Annotated in this window: 3 protein-coding genes and 1 pseudogene; all 4 read right to left on the bottom strand. The window is 43.6% G+C overall.

Features of this window, described 5'->3' with window-relative positions; genetic code table 11:
* A pseudogene (locus ABD915_RS09405) lies at positions 1-206 on the bottom strand (phage tail protein); the annotation flags it as partial.
* Positions 206-1,033, bottom strand: coding sequence for a baseplate J/gp47 family protein (locus ABD915_RS09410; RefSeq protein ID WP_345117658.1), 828 nt, complete (start codon positions 1,031-1,033; stop codon positions 206-208). The gene ABD915_RS09410 and the pseudogene ABD915_RS09405, both read right to left, overlap by 1 nt.
* Positions 1,030-1,371: a GPW/gp25 family protein gene (locus ABD915_RS09415; protein WP_345117660.1), complete on the bottom strand. Its 342-nt coding sequence runs from the start codon at positions 1,369-1,371 to the stop codon at positions 1,030-1,032. Before ABD915_RS09415 ends, ABD915_RS09410 begins: the two co-directional genes overlap by 4 nt.
* The gene (locus ABD915_RS09420) at positions 1,368-2,057 is read right to left on the bottom strand and encodes a phage baseplate assembly protein V (RefSeq protein WP_345117662.1); all 690 of its coding nucleotides are present in this window, start codon (positions 2,055-2,057) and stop codon (positions 1,368-1,370) included. Before ABD915_RS09420 ends, ABD915_RS09415 begins: the two co-directional genes overlap by 4 nt.
* Positions 2,058-2,181 lie beyond the last annotated feature (124 nt).

The raw sequence follows: 2,181 nt of genomic DNA on the forward strand, positions 1-2,181 counted from the left end.
AAATCATAAAGGTTTGGAACATAAGGTGTAAGCTCTCCAAGCCCGTATTCTTCAATGAGCCACGGCAAGAAACGGGGAGGGCGTGTGATCAGTTTTGCGCGTGAAATCCCCAAAACAGAACCATCAATATCTTGATGAAAGTCACAAGCATCGGCAAGGTGCTTTTCAAATTCTGTTGCGTTTGTGGGGAGGAGGGAGCTAACCATTAGCGGGCACGCCCTTTGAAGTTTAAGGTGATTTTTCCAATCGATAAAACTTCTTCATCACAAACCCTACTGTCCCTTGTTGGCGCAATGGCAATCACTTTTTGGACACCAGCAATCATGAGTTTTGAAATCCACCACGAGAGGCTTAATTCACGACCGATGGCTTGTTCTTGTCTCCACGCCGCTCTTAAATTTGCTTCCATTGTCGTGAGAATTTTCAAAGATGTTTCTGGTAACAGCCAAACATCTGCTTCTAAATCCAGCACTTTTTTGACAGCAGTGTGAACAATGATTGTATCATTGGTCATGATGATATTTTTTCTGTGCAGAGATTCTGAGACTATTTGTATGAGATCTTCAGAGGCGGTTCCTTCTTCGTTATTGCCAAAAAGAGCAACATAGATGGTTGGGTCTTTGCCTTTACGGTAAACAATCGCATCCTTAACACGACTATCTGCTGTTAAGGCTATAAGCTTGTAATAGGGCTCTGTCCCGCTGCCGTTACCACCACGGGCATGAAGCTCTATGCGTTCACGATACCTCTCATCACTTTCGCCCTCCATGCGGGCAAGACCATGCCAATTTCCCAAAGCATCAAGAGATTCACCGGTTGCAAAATCAAGAATGTTGTTGCGTGCTGCTTCGTTAATACGCTGTCTTAAAAGCAACTCTCGATAGCTAAAAGCCTCAATGACTTTTACAGCCGGGTCACTTTCTAAAAAAATATAGCTAGGTAAGAGCTCTTTTAAATGGGCAAGAGCAGCAGCGCGTATTTCCTCAAAAGAAAGTTCTGTGATGATTTCCGGTTTTGCAAGTACTCCATTCATTTTATCAGTAATCCTTCCATGGTAATGGGCTTGCCTGATGGCAAATAAATGCCTTCAAAGGATAAGGAAACTTGTCCAGCCTCAACCATTTTAAAATCAATTTTTCTCAATTTAAAACGCGGTTCCCACTTGTCTAAAGCCTCAGCAACAGCGGCATAAAGAGCAACAGCAAAAGCATTATTCACTGGAGCATCAATGAGTTCTGCAACGCGTGAACCATAATCACGCCGCATGACACGCGAACCAATGCGTGTTGACAAAATGTCAAGGATTGATTGGCGCAAATGATCAATACCGGATAACGACTTTCCTGTCATACGGTCCATTCCACTGTTCAATTGGGACCTCCTGTCATCGAGCCACCAGGGGAAACACCACCATGAACATGGCTGTTTCCAATATTGGTGCCGTTATGCTTTAGTCCACTTGAATGAATGGAAACATTATTCCCAGAATGAAGAGAGAGACTATCATTCGAATTCAGTGAAACGCCACCACCTGCCTTCAAAGAGATGCTGCCTTTTGCGTTTAAATTTATATCGCTTTCTGAAACAATCTTTATGCCTGCCGGTGCGGTAAGCTCTAGCTTGCCCCCATCACCTTTTAGTGACACACCATCAGAGATTGTCAGGATAAATTTTCCCCCTGATTTGATATGAATTCCATAAGTGTTTTGTTCATCATCATATTCAAGGCTGGTTCCATCAGGGTATATCGTTCGGTGAATACTGCCTTTATCGGCTGCTTGATTAGCATCGGTGTGAAGTGAACCCACAATCACCCCTTGTGATAAATCGCCTGAGGAAGAAACCACAACAACTTGTTCTCCAACATCGCGCCCTTCATAAGAGCGTGTTTTACCGGCGCGGGCTTGTGTGTCTGGAATCCAGTCACTGACAAGATTGCCACTTTTTATCCGATAGCGTGCGTTTTTATGGTCTACATGGCTAATTTTTCCCACCACAACCATATTGGCCACACGTCTTTTTAGATCTGTGATTTCTTTATCGCGCCGCTCTAACATGTCCACCTTCAATTTTATGGTATTTATCCTTATTTCTCACGCCTGTTTCTGGTTCAAAGCTTAAGAAAGGTTCAACGATTCTTGCTGTTACACCGCCTTCTTCTTCATCCATGTTGGGGATATT

It is taken from the genome of Bartonella jaculi (genome assembly GCF_039543045.1).
Lineage (GTDB): Bacteria > Pseudomonadota > Alphaproteobacteria > Rhizobiales > Rhizobiaceae > Bartonella > Bartonella jaculi.